Below are 15,916 nucleotides of genomic sequence, written 5' to 3'. Positions count from 1 at the left end.
CCGCACCCGGGAGACTTCATGCAATCGCAACCCTTGGGAGGATTGATATGCGACGGCATCTGATGACGACGACGGCAGCCATGCTGCTGGCAATGACGGGTTCCGCTTTCGCCGGAATGGAGGAAGCAAAGCAGTTTCTGGACAAGGAAATCGGCGACATGTCGTCGCTTTCGCGTGGCGATCAGGAAAAGGAGCTGCAATGGTTTGTCGATGCCGCGAAACCTTTTGCGGGCATGGAAATCAAGGTCGTTTCCGAATCGCTCACGACCCACGAATATGAATCCAAGGTTCTGGCTCCGGCCTTCACCGCCATTACCGGCATCAAGGTCACGCACGACCTGATCCAGGAAGGTGACGTCGTCGAAAAAATCCAGACCCAGATGCAGACCGGCCAGAACCTTTACGACGGCTGGGTCAATGACAGCGACCTCATCGGCACGCATTGGCGCTACCAGCAGGTGCGCAACCTGACGGACTTCATGGCCAATGAAGGCAAGGACGTCACCAATCCCGGCCTCGACCTCAAGGACTTCATCGGCAGCGCCTTTACGACGGCCCCGGACAAGAAGCTCTACCAGCTTCCCGACCAGCAATTCGCGAACCTTTACTGGTTCCGTTACGACTGGTTCAACAACGAAAAGAACAAGGCCGATTTCAAGGCCAAATATGGTTATGACCTCGGCGTGCCCGTCAACTGGTCGGCCTATGAGGATATTGCTGAATTCTTCACCGGCCGTGATGTCGACGGCAAGAAGGTCTTCGGCCATATGGACTACGGCAAGAAGGATCCGTCACTTGGCTGGCGCTTCACCGATGCCTGGCTTTCCATGGCCGGCAACGGCGACAAGGGCCTGCCGAACGGCTTGCCTGTCGATGAATGGGGCATCAAGGTCAACGACAAGTCGCAGCCGGTCGGCTCCTGCGTGGCGCGCGGCGGCGATACCAACGGTCCGGCTTCGGTCTATTCCATCGAGAAATATCTTGAATGGCTGAAGAAATATGCGCCGCCGGAAGCGCAGGGCATGACCTTCTCCGAATCCGGTCCGGTGCCGGCGCAGGGCAATATCGCCCAGCAGATCTTCTGGTACACGGCGTTTACCGCCGATATGGCCAAGCCCGGCCTGCCGGTCGTGAACGAGGACGGTTCGCCGAAATGGCGCGTCGCACCTTCGCCGCATGGCGTCTACTGGAAGGACGGCATGAAGCTCGGTTATCAGGATGTGGGTTCGTGGACGCTGATGAAATCCACGCCCGACGACCGCGCCAAGGCCGCCTGGCTCTATGCGCAGTTCGTGACCTCCAAGACCGTGGATGTAAAGAAGAGCCATGTGGGTCTGACCTTCATTCGTGACACCACCATCCACCACAAGAGCTTCACCGACCGTGCATCCAAGCTCGGTGGTCTGATCGAGTTCTATCGCTCGCCGGCCCGTGTGCAGTGGTCTCCGACCGGCACCAACGTTCCGGATTATCCGAAGCTGGCGCAGCTGTGGTGGCAGGCAATCGGCGATGCTTCGTCGGGTGCGAAGACCGCGCAGGCGGCGATGGACTCTCTCTGCGCCGAGCAGGAAAAGGTCATGAGCCGTCTGGAACGCGCTGGCGTGCAGGGCGATATTGGCCCGAAGCTGGCGGAAGAACATGATATCGAATACTGGAACAAGGACGCCGTTTCGAAGGGCAATCTGGCGCCGCAGCTGAAGATCGCCAACGAAAAGGAAAAGCCGGTCACCGTCAATTACGACGAACTGGTCAAAAGCTGGCAGAAGTAATTCTGCATGAAATCTTAAACCGGGGCGGCTTTGCCGCCCCGTCATTGCGTTTGAAAGGGAGTGACATAATGGGCGGTTATATTCTGGCGATCGATCAGGGAACGACATCGACCCGGTCGATGGTCTTTGATCGCGACATGCGGGTCATCGGTGTCGGGCAGCGAGAATTTCCGCAACATTTCCCGGCCTCCGGCTGGGTCGAACACGATGCCGAAGATATCTGGAAAAGCGTGCTTGAAACGATCCGGCTGGCGCTTGCCGATGCCGGTATCGCCGCATCCGATATTGCGGCCATCGGCATCACCAACCAGCGCGAAACGACCGTGCTCTGGGACCGCAACACCGGCGAGGCCGTGCATCGTGCCGTAGTCTGGCAGGATAGGCGCGCCGCACCCATCTGCGAAGATTTGAAACGCCGCGGACTGGAGCCGCTTTTTTCGAAAAAGACCGGGCTGCTGCTCGACCCCTATTTTTCCGGCACCAAGCTGAAATGGCTTCTCGACAGCGTCAGTGGCCTTCGCGAAAAAGCCGTGAAGGGAGAAATCTGCTTCGGCACGGTCGACAGTTTCCTGATCTACCGTCTCACCGGCGGCCGACGCCATGTGACCGACGCCACCAATGCCTCGCGCACGCTGATCTACAATATCGAAGACAACGCCTGGGATGACGAACTGCTGTCGATCCTCGACATTCCGCGCGCGATGCTGCCGGAGGTGCTTGATTGCGCCGCCGATTTTGGCGTGACGGACAAATCGCTGCTGGGTGCGGAAATTCCGATCCTCGGCGTCGCCGGCGATCAGCAGGCGGCTGTCATCGGCAATGCCTGCTTCGAGCCGGGCATGATGAAATCCACCTATGGCACGGGCTGCTTCGCGCTCCTTAATACCGGCACCGACCGGGTAGCATCCACCAACCGGTTGCTGACAACGATTGCCTATCGCCTCGATGGCGTGACGACCTATGCGCTTGAAGGCTCGATCTTCATTGCCGGTGCCGCTGTGCAATGGCTGCGTGACGAGCTTGGTTTCATCTCTGTTGCGTCTGAAGTCAGTGCGCTTACCGAAAAGGCCGATCCCAATCAGCGTGTTTATCTCGTGCCGGCCTTTACCGGTCTTGGTGCGCCCTATTGGGATGCCGAGGCGCGGGGCGCGATTTTCGGCCTGACGCGCGGCACCGGCCCGGCGGAGTTTGCGCGCGCGGCGCTGGAAAGCGTTGCCTACCAGACCTTTGACCTTCTGGATGCCATGCGCAAGGACTGGGCGGGTGACAATGGCAAAACGGTGCTGAGGGTCGATGGCGGCATGGTCGCCTCCGACTGGACCATGCAGCGGCTGGCGGATATTCTTGCGGCACCCGTGGACCGGCCAGTCTTTCTTGAAACGACCATTCTCGGTGCGGCCTGGCTTGCGGCTTCCCGCGCGGGCATCTGGCCGGACCGCAAGGCCTTTGCCGACCATTGGCGGCGTGACCGCCGATTCAGTCCCGATATGGAGGATAGCGAGCGGAAAAACGCCATTGCCGGCTGGCGCGACAGCGTCGGCCGCTGCCTTTCGAAACGGGAAAACTAGAGCATTTCCAGCAAAAGTGCGTCGCGGTTTTATGTTCGGGTAACACGCAGGGAAATCTATACGAAGCTGCCGGGTGCGATGCTCTTGCTCGACACAAGGTCGGAAAGGGCGCGCACCAGCTTCGCATCCGCGCCCTTGCTCGGCTGGAGCACGAATTCCACATCTTCCAGAGCTGGCAGCAAGCCGGGTGCAATTTCCTTGAGGCCGGCCGGCGCCATGCTGCGGGGCTGCACCAGAATGCCCATGCCCGCTCTTGCAGCGGCAGTAAGTCCACTCAGGCTGCCGCAGGTGCAGACGATCCGCCAGGACAGGCCGGCTCGGTCCAATGCTTCCTGCGCTGCCTTTCTGGTAATGCTCGGCGGCGGAAAGGCGATCAGCGGCAGGGCATCCGGCTGGGCGAGCATGCGCTCCGGGTCGCGCGCCAGCCAGACGAGCGGTTCGCGGTAGAGGAAATGCCCGAGCTTGTCGCCGAGACGGCGTTTGGCCAGCACCACATCCAGCTCACCATTGTCCTGCATCTGGTAAAGCACGCCGCTCAGCGAAACCGTCAGCTCCAGATCCACCAGCGGATAAAGCCGGATGAACTCCTCCAGAATGGCCGTCAGGCGGCTGGTCACGAAATCCTCTGAAACACCAAGCCTCAATCGCCCGCGCAGGCGGGTTTCGCTAAACAGCGATGAGACCTTGCTGTCGATATCAAGCATGTTGCGGGCGTAACCGAGCAGCGCCTCCCCTTCGCCAGTCAGCTTCACTTGATGGGTGCTGCGCGCAATCAGACGGCGACCAAGCGCGGCCTCAAGCCTTTGGATATGCTGGCTGACAGTGGATTGGCCAATGCCCAGCCGCTCGGCAGCGAGCGTGAAACTGCCGGTTTGCTGAAGCATGACGAAGCTGGCAAGATGTTGAAGGTTCAGCATTATCTCAAATCATGATAACTGTTAATCTTTGCATCGGAAATCATGATGAGCGATAGTGACGCGCGTTTCAAGCAAAACCGATGCCGGAAAGACCTCCCATGACCCGCTTTTTGCCCGACCGTTTCACCATGATGCTGGTGGCCACCGTGATTTTGGCTTCCATCCTGCCAATCAGCGGCGAGCCGGCGGAATATTTCGGGCTTGCGACAAAACTCGCCATCGCTTTGCTGTTCTTCCTGCACGGCGCGCGGCTTTCGCGGGATGTGGTGATTGCGGGCATTCTGCACTGGCGCCTGCATCTGGCGATCCTGCTTGTCACCTTCGGCCTTTTCCCGCTTCTCGGCGTGGCGTTGGGCTTCATTCCCGAAAGCATCCTGCCGGCCCCGCTTTATATGGGCGTGTTGTTTCTCTGCGTGCTGCCATCCACCGTGCAGTCCTCCATCGCCTTCACCTCCATGGCGGGCGGGAACGTGCCGGCGGCGATCTGTTCGGCCTCGGCTTCGAATATTTTCGGCATGTTCCTGACACCGCTGCTGGTCGGCTTTCTGTTCACCGTAGGCGGCCATGGCGGTGGATTTTCGCTGGATGCGTTCCTGCAAATCTTCCTGCAGTTGCTTTTGCCCTTCATCGTTGGTCAGGTGCTGCAGCCGTGGATCGGTGAGTGGATCCGGGCGCGCAAGAAACTGCTCTCCCCCGTCGATCGCGGTTCGATCCTGATGGTTGTTTACCTGGCGTTTTCCGATGCCGTTATCGAGGGTATCTGGCACACGTTTTCTCTCCGGGATATCGGCGTGGTCATCCTCATCAACATCCTGCTTCTGGCGCTGGTTCTGTGCGTAACGATGTTCGGCAGCCGTCTGCTCGGTTTCGACAAGGCGGATGAAATCACCATCACTTTCTGCGGTTCGAAGAAGAGCCTTGCCAGCGGCGTGCCCATGGCGGGTGCGATCTTCGCCGGCCAGAGCATTGGTGCAATCGTTCTGCCGATCATGCTCTTCCATCAGATTCAGCTGATGGTCTGTGCGGTGCTGGCCCAGCGTTATGCCCGCAAGGCGCATGAAAAGGCCGCGATCGCGCAAACGACGGCTGCTGAAGGTGTGGCTGCATCCGCCCGTTGACGGGATTTCCACAAACAAAAACGGCCCCGTGAAGGGGCCGTTTGTTTTACATGTCAGAAAAGCTTAGTTGACCTGGGCAGGCGAAATCTGGGCTTCGATCGTCTTCGGCGCATCGGCGCTGTCAGACGAGATCGCGATGCGGCGCGGCTTCATGGCTTCCGGAATATTGCGGACGAGGTCGATATGGAGCAGGCCGTTCTTCAGGGAAGCGGTCTGGACTTCGACATGGTCAGCAAGCTGGAAGCGGCGTTCGAAAGCGCGCGTGGCGATGCCGCGATAGAGAAACTCGCCTTCAGTGGCCTTTTCATCTGCGGACTTCTCGGCCTTCACCGTCAGTGCATTGGCGCGGGATTCGATGCTGAGTTCGGTTTCATCGAAACCGGCGACCGCCATGGTGATGCGATAGGTGTTTTCACCGGTCCGCTCGATATTATAGGGCGGATAGGACTGTGCCTGTTCGGGCTGGCCGAGGCCGTCGAGCATCGAAAAAAGACGGTCGAAGCCGACGGTGGAACGATAGAGGGGGGAAAAATCAACGTGACGCATGGTGTCCTCCTTAAGAAGCGACTGTTTGCGGTTAAGTCTGGCGTCCCGTTCTGGCGACGGCCGGACATTGGGCGCGGTCCCGTTCTGGCGACCGCATGAAGGAGATGGGAATGGTCATGCGCGGCGTCAAGGGGGCGTGAAAAGACGAGGGCAACATGAACCATGGCTGAACATCCGGTTCCGGCATCGTTCAGTTTGAGAGCCATAAAACTTCGGTCATCGGAGACATTCTCCGTGGACAGAAGCAATAACGTCCCTTCTTCTTCTGTCTTACTGGCCGGAACCGCGACTGCTTTAACCGACGGTTCCGGCAATTTTTTCTTTGACCTTCCTGCGCCGCCGACCTATCCCGAAAGGGCAGAAAAGCCGGAAAAGACCGATGATCGAAGCCACATTGCGCGCCAGTGAAGACAACCCGGTTCCCGACAACCATACTGTCGGATATTTTACCGGCCATGGCGGCAAGCAGCTTCGATATGCGATCTTTCGTTCCAGCCGCCACATTGCCCGCGGAACGGTGGTGTTGCTGCATGGCAGGAACGAATGCATCGAGAAATATTTCGAGACCGTCACCGATCTGACGGCCATGGGCTTCTGGGTCGCAACCTTCGACACGCGCGGACAGGGCGGCTCCGAAAGGCTCCTGAAAAAACCGGGCGTCGGGCATGTACGGCGCTTTTCAGACTATCAGCGCGATATAAGCCTTTTTCTCGAACAGGTGGTGCTGCCGGATACGCGGCTACCTTTCTTCATGATTGCCCATTCCACCGGCGCGCTCGCGGCACTTGCCGCCGCACCCGGCCTGTCGAACCGGATTGACCGTCTGGCGCTGTGTTCGCCATTCATCGAGCTGGATAACCAGCAATCCGTTCCCGCGCCCGTCATCCGGGTGGTTGCGACGGCCTTGAGCCTTGTCGGTCTGGGAAGGATTCAACTCGGCAAGGATCAGCGTGAGCGGGATTTCGATGGCAATCCGCTGACCTCGGATGCAAGACGTTTTGCCCGAAATCTCTCGCTACACAGGCAGTTTCCGGAACTGTTCATCGGCGCGCCCACGGCGCGGTGGGTCCATGAGGCGCTGAAGACCATGGCGCGGGTGACCCGCCAGGATCACCTGACGAACATAAATATTCCCACCCTCATTCTGGCGCCGATGCTGGATACGATCACGCCTTACAAGGCGCAGGAAGAGCTCTCGCGCAATTTCCGGGCGGCGCAGCTTCTTCCCATCATCGGTGCGCGCCACGAATTGCTGCATGAGCGTGACGTTTTCCGCAAACAGGCGCTGGCGGCCATCGACGCGTTTTTCGCGCCGGAGTGATGGCCGCTTGAGCCAAGCGCCTAGAGTTTTGAGAGAATGGCAAGCGCCTGTTCGTGCACGGCCTTGGAGCCGGCGGCCAGAATGCGGCCGCCATCTTCCGGACGTCCACCATCCCAGGTGGTGATGATGCCGCCGGCCTGCTCGATCACGGGAATAAGCGCGCCGACATCATAGGGCTTCAGGCCGGATTCGATCACCAGATCGACATGGCCGGCCGCAAGAAGGCAATAGGCGTAACAATCCACGCCGTAACGGAAAAGGCGAGCCTGGCCCTGCACCTTTTCGTACAAGGGTCTTTCTTCCGCGGTGAAGATATGCGGGCTTGTGGTGAATAGCACCGCATCCGATAGAGACGCGCAATCACGCGTGTGGATCTTCTTTTCGCCGTCGGGTCCGAAATACCACGCCGCTTCGCCATCGGCGAAATAACGCTCTTTCGTGAAGGGCTGGTCCATGATGCCCATCGTGGCGCGCCCGGCTGACTGGAAGCCGATCAGTGTGCCCCAGACCGGTACGCCGGAAATGAAGGCGCGGGTGCCGTCGATCGGGTCGATGACCCAGATATGATCGCGGTCGAGACCGACATTGCCATGTTCTTCGCCAAGAATGCCGTGCTGCGGAAAACGGTCTTCGATGAGCGCGCGAATCGCGGTTTCCGCCGCCTGATCGCCTTCCGTCACCGGATCGTAGCCACCATCCTGCTTGTTGGTGACGGCAATGCCCGTGCGGAAGCGGGGAAGCGTCTCGGCGCTGGCGGCATCGGCAAGTTTGAAGAAGAAATCCCGATCGGGCAGCAGCATGCGAAACCTCATTGCCTGAATGGTGGCCTAAACTCTGTGGCGCAATGCATAAACCGGAATCACGCCCGCCGTCCACTCATACGGATGCCGGAGCCGGCGTTTCCATATTTTTGGGCATAAGCATAAAAAATAGGCAAAAAATAAAGTGATTGACAATTGTGCAGTGGCTGCGTAAATTCACCCTACAGTCTTTGACTGTAAATACCCTCCTTGGGTGTTTCCTCCCTAGACTTGACCGCGCCAAGGCGCGGTTTTTTTTGCCCGGACACGGCCGGGCGATGCGGGATAACGAGCTGGAATACCGGTAATTCGGGGTGCTATTCGGCGGCGAGCGATGTTTCGATTGCGTATTCCGAAACGAAGGCGCCGAGCTGGCGCATGAAGATTTCCAGCGATGCCTGAATGGCGGGAAAATCGGCTTTTTTCAGAAGCGTCTTTTCATCCACATAAAGCGCCCGGTTGACCTCGATCTGCAGTGCGTGGAGGGATCGGATCGGCCGCCCGTAATGTTCGGTGATGAAGCCGCCGGCATAGGGTTTGTTGCAGACTGCGACGAAACCCAGCTCCTCGAGAAAATGCAGGGCGGCGCGGGAGACTTCCTGGGATGCGCTGGTGCCGTAACGGTCGCCGATGATCACGTCCGGTCTCAGATTCGAGCCGGCGACGCGGATATTGCCCGGCATGGAATGGCAGTCGATCAGCACCGCCATGCCGAAATGGGCATGGGTGCGTGAAAGCAGCCGGCGCAAACAGGCGTGATAGGGTTTGTAGATCGTTTCGATCCGCGAGAGCGCTTCGTCCACCGGCAGGCGATGGGCATAGATATCCATATTTTCGGCGACGATGCGTGGCACGGTTCCGAGGCCGCCGGCGACCCGCATGGAGCCGATATTGGCGTAAGGCGGCAACGTGCCCTCGAACATGCGCGGATCGAGCTCATAAGGCTCGCGATTGACGTCGAGATAGGCTCGCGGAAAATTCGCTTTCAGAAGCGGGGCGCCGATCTCAGGCGCCGCAGCGAATAGTTCATCGACGAAGTGATCTTCGGAGCGGCGGATTTCATGCGAATCGAGCCGCGCCGATTCCAGGAAGGAGATGGGATAACAGCGGCCGCTATGGGGTGAGTTATAGACAAATGGCAGGGTTTGAACGGCAGGTTCCGTTACTTCGAACAGCTCATATTCACCCGTGACCCAGTCCATTCCGTGCCATTTACCATGTCGCAAACTATCAGGATGTTCATGTTGCCAGTTACGGTGCGGCAAGTCCATACTATCGCCCAAGCAGCGCTATACCGATTCACGCGTTCACAGGATATTTACCGTGAAAATCCTATAATCGGGCTAGGGTATTCCAAACATTGAGCAGTTACGGTCACTTATGATGAATCAGAAAATTCTTCTCGCTGAAGACGACAACGATATGCGCCGCTTTCTCGTCAAGGCGCTGGAAAAAGCCGGTTACAAGGTTTCTTCCTTCGACAACGGCGCAAGCGCCTATGACCGGCTTCGCGAAGAGCCTTTTTCGCTGCTGCTGACCGATATCGTCATGCCCGAAATGGATGGCATCGAGCTTGCGCGTCGCGCCACCGAACTCGACCCCGACCTGAAGGTGATGTTCATCACCGGCTTTGCGGCCGTTGCACTGAACGCCGATTCGAAGGCTCCGAAGGACGCCAAGGTGCTTTCCAAGCCGTTCCATCTGCGCGATCTCGTGGATGAGGTCAACAAACTCCTTGTGGCGTAAGGCCTCTCAAAAAACCTTCACAAAACCGAAAAAAAGCAGTTGACGCATGAACCGGTTTTGTGGTCTATCCGCCGCCACGGAGGGCGTGTAGCTCAGCGGGAGAGCACTACGTTGACATCGTAGGGGTCACAGGTTCAATCCCTGTCACGCCCACCATCCGAATTTATGAAAAGGGTTTCTGAGCAATCAGAAACCCTTTTTGCGTTTCTGGCTCAGCCATGGTCCAGCCCTTCTTATCCGTGAGCAAACCTATAGCCGATGCGGCACTCGCTATTCACGCTGGCCACATGGTCGCTGGTGATCGGCTTTTTCGCTTAATGCTCTTTTGCAATAAATTTCACAATACAAAATAAAATTCAAAGCCGTTGACGTGCCCAGTTTTTCCCGTTATCTCAGTGGTCATGCAATAAATTACGCATAGTAAAATTTATTGCGGACTAAGTCATTGTCCTTGGGAGGGGAATATGTTGGCTTTTCTGAAATCGACCGCTGCCGCGGGTGTTTTGACCGTGGCGATGACCGCTGGTGCCACTTCGCCGGCGGCTGCCGCGGGTAAATTCGCGTGCGAGCCGGGTGAGACCTATGTGATGAACGTCATGGTTTCCAGCCACCCTTATTGGGTGCCGGTCTTCGAGGGGTTCAAGCAGGCCGCCAAGGCGCTTGGCTGCGAGGCCGTCTTCACCGGTACGCCGGAATATGACATCACCAAGCAGATCGCGTCCTTCGAGCAGGAGCTGGTGAAGAAGCCGAAAGGCATCCTGCTGCACCCGATGCAGGCGGATCCCTTTATCGAACCCATCAACAAGGCAATTGCGTCCGGTGTTTCCGTGACGACCTTCGCGGCGGATTCCCCGAAGTCGAAGCGCACCGCCTATATCACTTCGGACAATGTTGCCGAGGCGAAATTTGCGGCCGATGAAATCGTCAAGAAGCTCGGTGAAAAGGGTGAATATGCGGTTCTGGAAAATCCGGGCCAGAGCAATCACGATCTGCGCGTCACCGCCCTCATCGACTATATGGGGCGTACCTATCCTCAGATGAAGCTGGTTGGCAGGCAGGCCACAAACCAGGACGCCAATGTCGCCTATCAGGCGGTCGGCGCTCTCCTGCAGGCAAACCCCAATCTGGGCGCGCTCTGGATTCCGGAAGCCGGTTCTGCCGAAGGTGCGACGACTGCGGTTCTGGAAGCGAAAAAGAAAGTGCTCATCCTGCACGCGGATATCACGCCGGCAACGCTGGAACACATCAAGCAGGGCAATATCTACATGTCCATCAATCCCAATCAGGGGGTTCAGGGTTTCATGGGTTTCATGAACACGTTTCTGGGCGCCCATTCGGACCTGATCGATCCATTCAACGACTATAAGGTTTCCGGCTTCAATCCGATGCAGGTACCTTCGATGGATAATGGTTTCGCTGTCATCACCAAGGCGAATGCCGCTTCCTTCGATCTCAATGAGTATATGAAAGGACGCTGACGCGTCGCTCTTGAAAAACCGGCGGGGTTTTTTGGCCTCGCCGGTCACAGGGGAAGCAGGTTCGGGAGGGCGTTATGGGTGAGGTCATCCTCAGCATGACGAATATTCACAAGGCGTTCGGGCCCGTGCGGGCGTTGCGCAGTGCCGCACTTGAATTGCGGCGCGGCGAAATCCACGCACTCGCCGGTGAAAACGGCGCCGGCAAATCGACGTTGATGCATATCATCGACGGCATTCTGCAGCCAGATGGCGGAGAAATCCTGCTGGATGGCAAGCCGGTCCGCATATCTTCACCCAACGCGGCGAACCGACTGGGCATCGGTTTCGTGCATCAGGAGATCGCACTCTGCCCGGAGATTTCGGTCGCCGAAAACATGTACATGTCGGAGACCGGCCAGAGCCGCTCCTGGTTCATGAATTATAGCGATCTGGAAAAACGGGCGGCAACGGTGCTGCGGGAGATCGGCGATATCGATCCCGCTCGTCGGGCGGGCGACCTGTCGATTTCGCAGCAGCAGATCGTCGAGATCGCCAAGGCGCTGACGCTGGATTGCCGTATCCTGATCCTCGACGAGCCGACGGCGGCGCTGACCGAGACCGAGGCACAGACGCTTTTCAAGATCATGCACCGGCTGGCGGCACGCGGCATTGCCATCATCTATATCTCCCACCGCATGGCGGAGATTTTCGAACATTGCGACCGCATCACTGTCATGCGCGACGGCTGCCATATCAGGACGGAGAATATTGCCGATATCTCCCCGGAAGAGGTGGTCAACAGCATGGTCGGGCGCGTACTCGACAAGCTCTATCCGGCGAAACTGGCGGATGATGAAAAATCGGATGAGGTCATTCTTTCGGTTCGGGGCTTGAACGAAGGAAAACGTGTTTTCGACGTCGATTTCGACCTGCGTCGCGGCGAAATCTTAGGATTTGCCGGGCTTATCGGTGCCGGCCGCAGTGAGATTGCGCGGGCTGTCTGCCGGCTGGAAGGAAAACCGAAAGGCGAGGTCGCACTGCGCGGCCGGCCGCTGAAGCTTAGGGATTATCGCGACAGCATCCGGGAGGGGATCGTTTATCTCTCCGAGGACCGCAAGGGTGACGGATTGTTCCTCAACATGTCCATCGCTTCCAATGTCTCGGCGCTCGATATCGGCAGGATATCGAACGGCATGGGCTTTATCGAGCGGCGCAAGGAGATGAAGCGTGCCGATGAGCTGGGACGCCGGCTGAAACTGCGGGCGAACAGCGTCGGTGACGCGGTATCGACCTTGAGCGGCGGTAACCAGCAGAAGGTAGCGCTGGCCAAGATGCTGTCGGTGGAACCCGAGGTCATCTTTCTGGATGAGCCGACCCGCGGGGTGGATGTGGGCGCCAAGGCCGAAATCCACCGCCAGATCCGGGAACTGGCGCGTGAAGGGGTTGGCGTGGTCGTCATCTCCTCGGAATTGCCGGAACTCATCGGTGTCAGCGATCGTGTGCTTGTCGTGCGCGAGGGGCGCATTACCGGCGAGGTCGAGGGGGACGACATGACGGAGGAAAAGATCATGCAGCTCGCATCGATCAATATCATGCAGAATGCGGCGGAAGCCTGAGGGAGCGGGAAAATGGCAACATCGGAAACACCTTCAAGCCTTGCCGAGACGGCGGTTCGCCGCACGGCCTGGTGGGAGCCTGCGATCAAGGCGCGCGAAACCGGGCTGATCGTCATCATTCTCGCCCTTTTTGCAGTGATGTCCTTCATCTCGCCCTACTTCCTGACGGTGGACAATCTGCGGGCCATGGCCATGGTCTTCGCCATCGAAAGCATCGTCGTGGTGGGCATGACGATCCTGTTGATCTCTGGTGGTATCGATCTTTCCGTGGGGTCCGTTACAGCACTTGCGATGGTGGCGGCCGGCTGGCTGTTCCTCAACGGTGTCGATCCCTGGGTCGCGGCGGGTCTTGCAATCTGCCTTACGACATTGGTCGGCATGGTCATGGGATTTTTGACCACCGTCGTCGGTCTGCATCATTTCATCGTGTCGCTCGGCGTCATGGTCATTGCACGCGGGGTATGCCTGCTGGCAACCGGCGGGCGGCCGCTCGGGCTCTATTCCCTGCCGCCGGAATTCAAGTTCATCGGCCAGGGCGCGCTTGGCGGCATTCCGCTGGTGCTCATCATCTTCGCGATTGTGGTCGTTGTCTTCGACCTGCTGCTGCGGCGCACGACCGCCTTCCGCAAGGTGTTTTATACCGGCAGCAATCCCAAGGCGGCGGCCTATTCCGGTATCCGCGTCGGCCGGGTGGTGTTTGCCACCACCACGCTTTGCTCGATGTTGTGCGGCATTGCCGGTGTCATCTACATGGCGCGTTTCGGGTCCGCCCAGCCGAGCTTCGGCGTCGGCATGGAGCTTAATGTCATTGCTGCGGCGGTCATCGGCGGCGCGAGCCTTTCCGGCGGCTCGGGCACCATTCTGGGTGCAATCCTCGGCGCGATCCTTTTGTCCGTCGTTTCCAGCTCGCTTGCCTTGCTCAACGTGTCTGTCTACTGGCAGGACATCATCAGGGGAAGCATATTGCTGGCTGCGGTCCTGTTCGACCACTATCTGGTCAGGCGCCGCCGTTGAGCGCCCTTCGCTCGCCCGAGGGTAACTGGAGAAAGACGATCATGCTGGATATCAAGGACGATTTCGATCAACAGCGACAGATGTATTCCGTCCTGGTGCTGCATTTCATCGAGGGAGTGAAGCAGTCGGAGATCGCCGAGCGTATGAACCTTTCCCATACCAAGGTGAACCGTATGATCGCGGCGGGCCGCAAGGCGGGCATGGTGAAGATCACCATCGCCAGTCCCTATCAGCGGCTGGTTGACCTCGAAAACGAGATTAGCCGCCGGTTCGGACTCGCGCAGTCGGTGGTGACGCCAACGGTCTCCGACAATCCGGAAACCGTGCTGCAGATGGTCGGGCGGGTGGCGGCCAACCATTTGCTGGAGACAATCCGGGATGGCGACGTGATTGCGATTACCGGCGGCAAGGCGGTAAGCGCCGTCGTTGATAATCTGGAGGCGGAGCGGCGTTTCGATGTGCGGGTGGTGCCGCTGACCGGCGGCGTGCAGGGCAAGCATTATACGGACGTCAATCATCTCGCCACGCAGCTTGCGGAAAAGCTCGGCGGCAGCGCCTCGCTCCTGCATGCGCCGCTGTTTGCCGAGGATGAGGAACAGCGCGATCTTTTGATGAATGTCGCATCGATCCGCGAAGTTTTCGATCTGGCGCGGCAGGCGCAGGTGGCACTGGTCGGCATCGGTTCCGTGGAGGCTCCGGGCTCCGGTTATTACGATCTCCTGCCGGATGCGGCACGTGGCGGACAGGCGCTGATGGATGTGGGCATTGCCGGCGAATTCCTTGCCCATCTCACCATGGCGGACGGGCAACTGGCGCAGATCGATCTCAACTCACGCGTGGTGGCGCTGGACCCCCGGCAGCTTGCCCGGTGCCCGAACATCATCGGCGTGGCGGCTGGCGCGATCAAGGCCGGACCGGTGGCGGCCACGCTTGCCGGCCGTTATCTGACCTCGCTCGTCGTGGATGAGGCGATTGCCGGTTATTTATTGAATCAAGGGGAAGGGGAAACGTCGTGACGGAGAACGCAATATTGACCCGGACGATCGGCGGCAGCGGCATCAGCGCATCCGCCGTGGGGTTGGGCACCTGGGCCATCGGCGGCTGGATGTGGGGCGGCACGGATGAGCGGCAATCCATCGCCGCCATAGAGGCCTCTATCGATGCCGGCATTTCCCTGATCGATACCGCCCCGGCCTATGGCATGGGGCTTGCGGAAACCATCGTTGGCAAGGCGATTGCTGGCCGGCGCGACAAGGTGGTGCTGGTCACCAAATGTGGTCTCGTCTGGCATGTCAACGAGGGTGCCTATTTCTTCCATCAGGATGGTAAGCCCGTTCACCGTTATCTCGGCGCTGCTTCGATCCGTTACGAGGTCGAAGAAAGCCTGAAGCGGCTCGGAACCGACTATATCGACCATTACGTCACCCATTGGCAGGACGCCACGACGCCGGTTGCCGAGACGGTCGAGGCTTTGGTTCGGCTGAAGGAGGAGGGGAAGATCCGCTCTATCGGCGCAAGCAACGTCTCGCCGGGTGATCTGGAGGCTTATATTGCCACCGGTGCGCTGGATGCCATTCAGGAAGAATATTCCATGGTGAAGCGTGATATCGAGACGACGCTTCTGCCGCTTTGCCGGAAGAATTCTGTCTCCGTCCTCAGCTATTCGTCGCTGGCACTCGGCCTCCTGTCGGGCAAGGTCGGGCCAGAGCGCGTGTTTGCGGAGGACGATCAGCGCCACGGTAATCCGCGTTTCAGCCAGGCGAACCGTCAGAAGATCGCGCGGTTGATGGCGGTGCTGGAGCCGGTGGCGGCCACGCATGGGGCTTCGGTCGCACAGGTAGTGATTGCCTGGACGATTGCCCAGCCGGGCATAACATTCTCGCTATGCGGCGCGCGCGATCCGGCGCAGGCCGTGGAAAACGCCGCTGCCGCCCGCCTGCGACTTACAGCGAGTGAACTGGCCCTCATCAGCGCTGGCGTCACCGAGCATCTCGTCGGGCTCGATAGCTGAAACATGTAGGTGAGGCGGGGCTTTTGGCGAACA

General features: G+C 58.9%; 15 protein-coding genes and 1 tRNA gene. 12 read left to right on the top strand and 4 right to left on the bottom strand.

The window, feature by feature from the left end; all coding sequences use genetic code 11:
• The first annotated feature begins 47 nt into the window (after nt 1-47).
• Together QD336_RS18280 and glpK are read left to right on the top strand one after the other, a co-directional pair.
• Nucleotides 48-1,769 (top strand): ABC transporter substrate-binding protein, encoded by a 1,722-nt coding sequence (locus QD336_RS18280; protein ID WP_269346393.1) that lies wholly within the window; start codon nt 48-50, stop codon nt 1,767-1,769.
• A 68-nt stretch (nt 1,770-1,837) separates the two neighbouring features.
• Complete coding sequence (glpK, locus tag QD336_RS18275) at nt 1,838-3,337, top strand: glycerol kinase GlpK (RefSeq protein WP_499171628.1); 1,500 nt, start codon at nt 1,838-1,840, stop codon at nt 3,335-3,337.
• A gap of 56 nt (nt 3,338-3,393) precedes the next feature.
• Here glpK and QD336_RS18270 read toward each other — a convergent pair whose 3' ends face one another.
• Entirely contained in the window at nt 3,394-4,254 is an 861-nt protein-coding gene (locus QD336_RS18270; RefSeq protein WP_499171627.1) for a LysR family transcriptional regulator, read from the bottom strand.
• Nucleotides 4,255-4,352: 98 nt separating this feature from the next.
• Between QD336_RS18270 and QD336_RS18265 the strand changes: the two genes are divergently transcribed.
• The gene (locus QD336_RS18265) at nt 4,353-5,372 is read left to right on the top strand and encodes a bile acid:sodium symporter family protein (RefSeq protein WP_499171625.1); all 1,020 of its coding nucleotides are present in this window, start codon (nt 4,353-4,355) and stop codon (nt 5,370-5,372) included.
• 63 nt (nt 5,373-5,435) lie between these two features.
• On the opposite strand, the gene hspL is transcribed toward QD336_RS18265, so the two are convergent.
• Nucleotides 5,436-5,918 carry a heat shock protein HspL gene (gene hspL, locus QD336_RS18260; RefSeq protein WP_269346401.1) on the bottom strand — a complete coding sequence of 161 codons (483 nt, stop codon included), beginning with the start codon at nt 5,916-5,918 and terminating at the stop codon, nt 5,436-5,438.
• A 162-nt stretch (nt 5,919-6,080) separates the two neighbouring features.
• On the opposite strand from hspL, the gene QD336_RS18255 reads away from it, so the two are divergent.
• On the top strand, nt 6,081-6,326 hold the full coding sequence (locus QD336_RS18255; protein WP_499171624.1) for a hypothetical protein: 246 nt from the start codon (nt 6,081-6,083) through the stop codon (nt 6,324-6,326).
• A complete protein-coding gene (locus QD336_RS18250; protein WP_499171623.1) occupies nt 6,298-7,239 on the top strand; it encodes an alpha/beta fold hydrolase in 942 nt (313 codons plus the stop codon). The genes QD336_RS18255 and QD336_RS18250 overlap by 29 nt, the downstream gene beginning before the upstream one ends.
• Nucleotides 7,240-7,259: 20 nt before the next feature.
• On the opposite strand, the gene hisN is transcribed toward QD336_RS18250, so the two are convergent.
• Both hisN and QD336_RS18240 read right to left on the bottom strand, forming a co-directional pair.
• Entirely contained in the window at nt 7,260-8,036 is a 777-nt protein-coding gene (gene hisN, locus QD336_RS18245; protein WP_269346771.1) for a histidinol-phosphatase, read from the bottom strand.
• 320 nt (nt 8,037-8,356) lie between these two features.
• The gene (locus tag QD336_RS18240) at nt 8,357-9,241 is read right to left on the bottom strand and encodes an N-formylglutamate amidohydrolase (RefSeq protein WP_499171622.1); all 885 of its coding nucleotides are present in this window, start codon (nt 9,239-9,241) and stop codon (nt 8,357-8,359) included.
• Between the two features lie 181 nt (nt 9,242-9,422).
• Between QD336_RS18240 and cpdR the strand changes: the two genes are divergently transcribed.
• The 7 genes from cpdR (at nt 9,423) to QD336_RS18205 (ending at nt 15,883) form a co-directional block, all read left to right on the top strand.
• Nucleotides 9,423-9,785, top strand: coding sequence for a cell cycle two-component system response regulator CpdR (gene cpdR / locus QD336_RS18235; RefSeq protein ID WP_003497910.1), 363 nt, complete (start codon nt 9,423-9,425; stop codon nt 9,783-9,785).
• A gap of 81 nt (nt 9,786-9,866) precedes the next feature.
• Nucleotides 9,867-9,941 (top strand) — tRNA-Val (locus tag QD336_RS18230).
• A gap of 308 nt (nt 9,942-10,249) precedes the next feature.
• Nucleotides 10,250-11,263 (top strand): substrate-binding domain-containing protein, encoded by a 1,014-nt coding sequence (locus QD336_RS18225; protein ID WP_499171621.1) that lies wholly within the window; start codon nt 10,250-10,252, stop codon nt 11,261-11,263.
• A 74-nt stretch (nt 11,264-11,337) separates the two neighbouring features.
• On the top strand, nt 11,338-12,858 hold the full coding sequence (locus QD336_RS18220; RefSeq protein ID WP_499171620.1) for a sugar ABC transporter ATP-binding protein: 1,521 nt from the start codon (nt 11,338-11,340) through the stop codon (nt 12,856-12,858).
• Nucleotides 12,859-12,870: 12 nt separating this feature from the next.
• The gene (locus tag QD336_RS18215; RefSeq protein ID WP_499171618.1) at nt 12,871-13,872 is read left to right on the top strand and encodes an ABC transporter permease; all 1,002 of its coding nucleotides are present in this window, start codon (nt 12,871-12,873) and stop codon (nt 13,870-13,872) included.
• A gap of 41 nt (nt 13,873-13,913) precedes the next feature.
• Nucleotides 13,914-14,888 (top strand): sugar-binding transcriptional regulator, encoded by a 975-nt coding sequence (locus tag QD336_RS18210; RefSeq protein WP_499171617.1) that lies wholly within the window; start codon nt 13,914-13,916, stop codon nt 14,886-14,888.
• Nucleotides 14,885-15,883, top strand: a complete 999-nt coding sequence (locus QD336_RS18205) for an aldo/keto reductase (RefSeq protein WP_499171615.1) — start codon at nt 14,885-14,887, stop codon at nt 15,881-15,883. The genes QD336_RS18210 and QD336_RS18205 overlap by 4 nt, the downstream gene beginning before the upstream one ends.
• Nucleotides 15,884-15,916 lie beyond the last annotated feature (33 nt).

Origin of the sequence: Rhizobium sp. BR 250 (assembly GCF_047445855.1) — a bacterium.
Classification (GTDB): domain Bacteria; phylum Pseudomonadota; class Alphaproteobacteria; order Rhizobiales; family Rhizobiaceae; genus Agrobacterium; species Agrobacterium tumefaciens_I.
This window is presented reverse-complemented; position numbering and strand designations above follow the sequence as displayed.

What these genes read in the sequence shown, in the direction of transcription:
- QD336_RS18215 (WP_499171618.1), top strand. Translation starts at nt 12,871, where the DNA reads ATGGCAACATCGGAAACACCTTCAAGCCTTGCCGAGACGGCGGTTCGC.
- QD336_RS18250 (WP_499171623.1), top strand. Translation starts at nt 6,298, where the DNA reads ATGATCGAAGCCACATTGCGCGCCAGTGAAGACAACCCGGTTCCCGAC.
- cpdR (WP_003497910.1), top strand. Translation starts at nt 9,423, where the DNA reads ATGAATCAGAAAATTCTTCTCGCTGAAGACGACAACGATATGCGCCGC.
- QD336_RS18280 (WP_269346393.1), top strand. Translation starts at nt 48, where the DNA reads ATGCGACGGCATCTGATGACGACGACGGCAGCCATGCTGCTGGCAATG.
- QD336_RS18255 (WP_499171624.1), top strand. Translation starts at nt 6,081, where the DNA reads ATGGCTGAACATCCGGTTCCGGCATCGTTCAGTTTGAGAGCCATAAAA.
- QD336_RS18210 (WP_499171617.1), top strand. Translation starts at nt 13,914, where the DNA reads ATGCTGGATATCAAGGACGATTTCGATCAACAGCGACAGATGTATTCC.
- QD336_RS18240 (WP_499171622.1), bottom strand. Translation starts at nt 9,241, where the DNA reads ATGGACTGGGTCACGGGTGAATATGAGCTGTTCGAAGTAACGGAACCT.
- glpK (WP_499171628.1), top strand. Translation starts at nt 1,838, where the DNA reads ATGGGCGGTTATATTCTGGCGATCGATCAGGGAACGACATCGACCCGG.
- QD336_RS18265 (WP_499171625.1), top strand. Translation starts at nt 4,353, where the DNA reads ATGACCCGCTTTTTGCCCGACCGTTTCACCATGATGCTGGTGGCCACC.
- QD336_RS18225 (WP_499171621.1), top strand. Translation starts at nt 10,250, where the DNA reads ATGTTGGCTTTTCTGAAATCGACCGCTGCCGCGGGTGTTTTGACCGTG.
- hspL (WP_269346401.1), bottom strand. Translation starts at nt 5,918, where the DNA reads ATGCGTCACGTTGATTTTTCCCCCCTCTATCGTTCCACCGTCGGCTTC.
- QD336_RS18270 (WP_499171627.1), bottom strand. Translation starts at nt 4,254, where the DNA reads ATGCTGAACCTTCAACATCTTGCCAGCTTCGTCATGCTTCAGCAAACC.
- QD336_RS18220 (WP_499171620.1), top strand. Translation starts at nt 11,338, where the DNA reads ATGGGTGAGGTCATCCTCAGCATGACGAATATTCACAAGGCGTTCGGG.